The following is a 6,567-nucleotide window of genomic DNA, read 5'->3' on the forward strand; positions in this document are numbered from 1 at the left end:
AGAGTAATAGGAGATTGTATTACGACAATGTGATGTGAAGCAAAAATTAAGGGGCGTGTAGACGCCCCTTGGGATAGTTTTGTTTAAATCAGTGCGCTTGCGGCATCTGGTTTATCGCCAAGATCGGTCTTGGCCACCTTGCGGGTTAGAAGTAGAGATAAGCGGTCAGTTTTCCACTTAACTCTTCTTCACCCCAATTAAGATAATTGACTTGGCTACGTAACGCGGTGTTGCGGCTAAGCTGCCAATGCCAGCTGGCGGTTGCTTTTGCGTTTTGGTCTGCATCACTATCAATGAGAGCTAAGTACTGTCCACTCAGGCCAATACGATGATTCTCACCCATTTGGTAGATCAAACCTGTTTCAATACCAGCACCAAACGTGGCGTCGTAATCGGTGAGCTCTCCGCCGCTCACTTCCGCTGAGAGTAAGCTATAGAAGTGCAAGTGCTTGGCATCTCCCCATGCTTTACCATAACCACCTTGGCCGAACCAACGACCTTCAAGTTTGCCGTCGTTAGGCATACGGTCATAACCTATGCGGGCGTTCCAAGCTAAGCTATCAAAAATACGATTGCTCGGGGCTAGTGCCATGGCATCGATAAAATAGAAGCGGTCGAAACGAGATGTACCTTGTTCATCAATACTGACTTGAGTATCCAAGAAGCTGATTTTCGCTCCAGGAATGAATCCTTGTTGTGAGTCTAATAAATCATGGTACGCCACGCGCCATTCTAGCTTGGCTTGTTGGCCGTAATGATCACGGTATTGATAGCTTAAACCGGTACGGGCAGAGGCGTGACCTTTTTCAGGGGATATTTCTGGCGTTGGCGCTTGGGTAAAAGGAGAATCGACTTTAATTCGGCTACGCTGGTAAAGCAGCTCAGTCAGACGTTTTGCTGTGGGATCGCGCTCTAAGCCTAAGTCGTACAATTCAAAGTTAAGCCACTCATACGAAAACTCTAAAATGGCCGCACGTTCGGCGTCGGTGTAATCATCAGCCGAAGGAAAATCTCCTTGCTTGGCGGCAACTGCAGCATCAAAGAGTTGAGGGTCAATTTCATTGGCTTGATGCAACAAACGTGTGCCGAAAGACTCACGGTAGTTTGGTTTGTCTAATAACCCAGCTTGATTCAATGCTTCCACCGTATCAGATGGAATCGCATGCATTGGGAACTGCTCAACTAAGAATAAATCTTCCCGCGCGAGTTCAAGCAGCGCCAGTAATTGATAAGAGCAATTTTCATCGGCAAAATAGTAATCAAACTCAGCGCGCTGCATTTCCCAAAGGTGCAGTAAAACACGTTCTACTTCTGCTTCGCTTAATTTGAGTTGATATTCCCAAATATCGCGAGATTCAATGTCATTATATTCGCGAACTTTACGGTAGTAGGGCATCACGGTAAAGCGGCCAGGGTAACTGCCTACTAGACCTTTCAGGGCATATAGTGCCGCATTGTCATCGGTCTCAGGTTCAGCCGCAAAGTTAATAGCAAAAGCCACCAACTCTTTATGACGGGTCTGATCTTTTGCATCAATTCTAAGTAGCGTATGACCAAACATTGATGAAGGATTATTCATAAAAGCGGTCGGAAAAACCAACGTTAGACCTTCAGGATCGAGCACCTCGCGCCAAGTCTCCAACTCAGGGCAATTGAGTTCTGCGGGTAAGCCCTGCTTAGTTTGTAGCCATGTGTATCGCGCAGGGAATTGACAACGGCTCTGCTCTGCTAAGGCAGTATCTGCGTTGTAAAGTGCGTCTATCGTCGCTTGCAGCTCACTTTGTGGTGAGCGTTTACCATCTTGCGCCAAATAAAATTGGTCATTATCGACAGTGCTTTTATGATCAGAGAGAGTTGCAGGTAAATAATGGCCTAGTTTCAACCAGTACGGATCTTGGGCAAGTTGTTCAACGTTTAGCGTCTCAGCTGAAAACGCAAATGAAGGCACACATAACCCACATCCCATGAGTAGTGCTTTAGATAATACTGAATAGTTCATTCAAATCCGTAGAAAGGTCATTGTGTAGATGGCTAAAGGCTCTGTTGAAAGCACTTAGCGATATAGACAAGTTTGGACGGGCATAAAAAAGTGCCCTAAAAAGGACACTTCTATTACAAACTTCAATTTTTATCGAAGTTTGAAATTAGATTGCGTAACCCGCTAGAGTTGCGTCAGCTGCAACTAGCGTGTTTAGGTTAGCAAATACTTCTTGAGAAGTTACGTTCTCTGATTTGAATACTTCTGCGAAGTTTTCTTGAGCTAGCTCGTTGAAAGCAGCTTTGTCAGAAGCTTGAACGCCCCATACTTCAGAAAGTGTTGCTAGAGTTTCGCCTTCACCTTTAGCGATATCACGAGCAAGGTTGTCCATGTTACCGTCGATGAAAAGAGCTAGCTTCTCAGAAGAAGAGATAGTGCCGTTACCGTCACAACCTAGAGTACCAAAAGTGATACCAAAAGTTTGGTTACCAGATGTACCGTTAGTTGTCGCACCTAGAATTTTAAATACTTTGCCTGACTTGCCGTCAAAAACCATAGTACCTAGACCACAACCGATGTCAGCATCAGCCATTGCAACATTAGAAAGAGGTAGTGTTGCAGCTAGAGCCGCCACTGCTAGTAGCTTTTTCATAAAATATCCTTAATCGTTATCGCGTGCCAACGTTACTCGTTAGCTTTTTGTGTGTGACAATACGAAATTATCAACGGCAGCAAATTAAATGAAATTGGTTTCATTTTCAATGAATGTTACAAAATAAAAGCGATTAAAACCTCAAAATGCTAGCTATCTCAATACTTGAAGCTAATCCATTGATAAACAGGATATTTGCTACTACGGCGTCAGAACTAAAAATTAGTACTTGCTAAACCTTACATTTCAGCACATATTCTTCGGAGTGGTAAAAGTTTCATTTTTTAAGTTAAAATAGGCAACTAAGTTGTTATCCACTGTCCTCGGTGGGTGCAGGCCAATTAACATAGTGTGGAGATACAAGTGTGATAAGTGTTTTCCTTGTAGATGATCACGAGCTGGTTCGCACAGGGATACGACGTATTATTGAAGACGTCCGTGGAATGAACGTAGCAGGGGAAGCTGAAAGCGGTGAAGAGGCAGTAAAATGGTGTCGTAATAACCATTCTGATGTCGTATTGATGGATATGAATATGCCAGGTATTGGGGGCTTAGAGGCAACCAAGAAAATCTTGCGTTTTAATCCAGATGTAAAAATTATCGTTTTGACTGTTCATACGGAAAATCCGTTTCCAACTAAAGTGATGCAAGCTGGTGCTGCTGGTTATTTAACCAAAGGTGCTGGCCCTGACGAAATGGTCAATGCAATTCGAGTGGTGAATAGCGGTCAACGCTATATTTCACCAGAAATCGCTCAACAGATGGCGTTAAGTCAATTTTCTCCAGCGTCGGAAAACCCGTTTGCCGATTTGTCTGAGCGCGAATTACAAATCATGATGATGATTACCAAAGGGCAAAAAGTAACTGACATTTCTGAACAGTTAAGCTTGAGTCCGAAAACGGTCAATAGTTATCGCTATCGATTGTTTGCCAAACTTAATATTAGCGGTGATGTTGAATTAACTCACCTTGCTATTCGCCATGGAATGCTAGATACCGAGACATTGTAGTGAGTTCAACCTTCGACTCGGTCTCTTTTCTAAAGACAGTGACTAACCAACCCGGCGTTTATCGAATGTATAACGCCGAGTTGGTTGTTATTTATGTCGGTAAAGCTAAAGATCTCAAAAAGCGCCTATCAAGCTACTTTCGTAAAACGATCGACAGTGAGAAAACCCGTGCGCTCGTCAGCCATATTTTTAAAATTGATGTTACGGTTACCCATACCGAGACGGAAGCGCTGATCCTCGAACACAATTACATCAAGCAGTATTTACCTAAGTACAATGTACTGCTGCGTGATGACAAATCTTATCCTTATATTTTCATTAGTGGTCATAAGCACCCTCGTTTATCAATGCATCGTGGCGCTAAGAAGAAAAAAGGGGAGTATTTCGGTCCGTATCCAGACTCAGGTGCGGTGCGAGAAACCTTACATCTTATCCAAAAAATATTTCCAGTCCGTCAGTGTGAAGATACGGTTTACAGCAACCGCACCAGACCGTGTTTAATGTATCAAATTGGTCGCTGCGCAGGCCCTTGTGTTAGCACCATTATTTCTGATGAAGATTACGCCGAGCTGGTGGACTATGTGCGTTTGTTTTTGCAAGGCAAAGACAAGCAAGTAATGGAAACATTAATTGGGAAAATGGAGCAGGCCAGCCAAGCGCTTAAATTTGAACAAGCGGCAAAATTTCGCGACCAAATCCAAGCCATTCGTCGAGTACAAGAACAGCAGTTTGTCTCTGATGATTCGATGGATGATATGGATGTGCTAGGGTTTGCTCAAGAGAGCGGGATCGCTTGTATCCATATTTTGATGATTCGCCAAGGCAAGGTATTGGGGAGTCGCAGTCATTTCCCTAAAATTCCGAGCAACACCAGTCAGCAAGAGGTGTTTTACAGCTTCCTTAGCCAGTATTACCTCAGCCACAATGAAGCTCGAACTGTACCCACACGAATTATTCTCAATCAAGGCTTGCTTGATGACGTCACTCCCTTACAAGAAGCGTTATCGAACATCGCAGGACGTAAAGTGCAATTTCATGCCAATCCGACTGGGATTCGCGCGCGTTATTTGAAGCTGTCGAATACCAATGCCCTGACAGCGCTCACCAGTAAAATCAATCATAAGATGACTATCTCTCAGCGCTTTAAAGAGTTACGAGATTTACTAGGGCTAGAATCGATTCAACGTATGGAATGTTTTGATATCTCGCACACCATGGGCGAGAGTACGATTGCATCTTGTGTTGTGTTTAATCAAGAAGGCCCTGTTAAGCAGGAATATCGTCGTTACAACATCACTGGTATTACGGGTGGCGATGATTACGCAGCGATGGGGCAGGCGCTAGAGCGACGCTATTCAAAACAACTCGATATTGAAAAAATTCCAGATGTTGTGTTTATTGATGGTGGCAAGGGGCAACTGAATCGTGCGTATGAAATCATTAGTCAGCATTGGCAAGATTGGCCGAAAAGGCCAAGGTTGATTGGTATTGCGAAAGGCGTGACGCGCAAACCTGGTTTAGAGACATTGATCACCACCGATGGAGAAGAATCACATTTACCGAGTGATGCCCCAGCGCTTCACTTGATGCAGCATATTCGCGACGAAAGTCATAATCACGCCATTGCTGGCCACCGAGCCAAACGTGGAAAAACAAGACGCACCAGTGCCTTAGAAGGTATTGAGGGGATTGGTCCTAAGCGCCGTCAAGCATTACTCAAATATATGGGTGGATTACAGGAGTTGAAACGAGCCAGTGCTGAAGAAATAGCCAAAGTACCCGGCATAAGTCATTCTTTAGCAGAAAACATTTATCAAGCATTGAAACAATAACAAAAATCCAGCACCATATGAGCCTGTTTTTAGGCAGTAAACAGCGCTATACGCAAACGATAAGAGCCAATAAATATGCGTTTCAACATTCCTAACATTCTTTCTTTACTACGACTATTCTTAATTCCAGTTTTTGTCGTGGTGTTTTATCTTCCTTATAGTTGGGCGCCTTTTGCTGCAGCTATGGTTTTTTGGGTTGCTGGTTTTACCGATTGGCTAGATGGTATGTTGGCACGTAAATTAGGCCAAACGTCTCGTTTTGGTGCATTTATCGACCCGGTTGCGGACAAAGTATTGGTGGCGACTGCGCTTATACTGATTACTGAGCATTACCACAATATCTGGATTACCATACCAGCGGTGACAATGATTGGCCGTGAAATTATCATTTCGGCACTACGTGAGTGGATGGCAGAAATTGGTAAACGAGCAAACGTTGCTGTGTCTTGGGTTGGTAAATTTAAGACGGTAGCACAGATGTTTGCCTTGTGGGTGCTGATTTGGCGCTACGATGATTGGATGATTTGGTTGGGCTATGGCGCGCTGTACATCGCAACATTCCTGACGTACTGGTCTATGGCGCAATACCTGATGGCAGCGAAAGATGATCTGCTCAGTGAAGAGCATCAATAGTGAATTTAAAAAAGCGGACTTCGGTCCGTTTTTTTTGAATCCTAGAAAGTGTTTTTAGTAATAAAGTCATTAAATTATCCTTTAAAATGGCTAATAAAATAGCCACTTTAGCCTTGTTTGGCGGTAATTTAGCCAAACGATTCAAAAATAAAAAAATAGTGTTGACTCATCAGTGCGAATCCGTAGAATGCATCCCGTACCCAAGAGGAACGCAGTAATGCGGAGCTTGAAGGGACAACGAAGGCGCCTTGGCAGAGTGGCTATGCAGCGGATTGCAAATCCGTGGACCTCGGTTCGACTCCGGGAGGCGCCTCCATTCTCTCTTAGATTGTTTCTAAGAAAAGAGAATATGCGACACTAGCTCAGTTGGTAGAGCGCAACCTTGCCAAGGTTGAGGTCATCGGTTCGAACCCGATGTGTCGCTCCAAATTATTAGATAGCGATTAACCAACAATCGATATC

Annotated in this window: 5 protein-coding genes and 2 tRNA genes; 5 read left to right on the forward strand and 2 right to left on the reverse strand. The window is 43.9% G+C overall.

Going from position 1 to position 6,567, the window contains the following annotated elements:
- Positions 1-145: 145 nt before the first annotated feature.
- Together RH85_RS12855 and RH85_RS12860 are read right to left on the reverse strand one after the other, a co-directional pair.
- Complete coding sequence (locus tag RH85_RS12855) at positions 146-1,999, reverse strand: Lnb N-terminal periplasmic domain-containing protein (protein ID WP_006712836.1); 1,854 nt, start codon at positions 1,997-1,999, stop codon at positions 146-148.
- A gap of 145 nt (positions 2,000-2,144) precedes the next feature.
- Positions 2,145-2,630, reverse strand: coding sequence for a DUF3015 domain-containing protein (locus tag RH85_RS12860; RefSeq protein ID WP_005599670.1), 486 nt, complete (start codon positions 2,628-2,630; stop codon positions 2,145-2,147).
- Positions 2,631-2,995: 365 nt separating this feature from the next.
- On the opposite strand from RH85_RS12860, the gene uvrY reads away from it, so the two are divergent.
- The 5 genes from uvrY to RH85_RS12885 all read left to right on the forward strand — a co-directional run bounded on the left by uvrY (position 2,996) and on the right by RH85_RS12885 (position 6,532).
- The gene (gene uvrY / locus RH85_RS12865) at positions 2,996-3,640 is read left to right on the forward strand and encodes a UvrY/SirA/GacA family response regulator transcription factor (protein ID WP_006712838.1); all 645 of its coding nucleotides are present in this window, start codon (positions 2,996-2,998) and stop codon (positions 3,638-3,640) included.
- The gene (uvrC, locus tag RH85_RS12870; protein ID WP_039949015.1) at positions 3,640-5,472 is read left to right on the forward strand and encodes an excinuclease ABC subunit UvrC; all 1,833 of its coding nucleotides are present in this window, start codon (positions 3,640-3,642) and stop codon (positions 5,470-5,472) included. The genes uvrY and uvrC overlap by 1 nt, the downstream gene beginning before the upstream one ends.
- Positions 5,473-5,547: 75 nt before the next feature.
- Positions 5,548-6,105 (forward strand): CDP-diacylglycerol--glycerol-3-phosphate 3-phosphatidyltransferase, encoded by a 558-nt coding sequence (gene pgsA / locus RH85_RS12875; RefSeq protein ID WP_006712842.1) that lies wholly within the window; start codon positions 5,548-5,550, stop codon positions 6,103-6,105.
- Between the two features lie 242 nt (positions 6,106-6,347).
- Positions 6,348-6,421 (forward strand) — tRNA-Cys (locus RH85_RS12880).
- A 35-nt stretch (positions 6,422-6,456) separates the two neighbouring features.
- Positions 6,457-6,532: transfer RNA gene (locus RH85_RS12885), tRNA-Gly, on the forward strand.
- Positions 6,533-6,567: the final 35 nt, after the last annotated feature.

The organism is Vibrio ichthyoenteri ATCC 700023 (genome assembly GCF_000222605.1).
GTDB lineage: Bacteria > Pseudomonadota > Gammaproteobacteria > Enterobacterales > Vibrionaceae > Vibrio > Vibrio ichthyoenteri.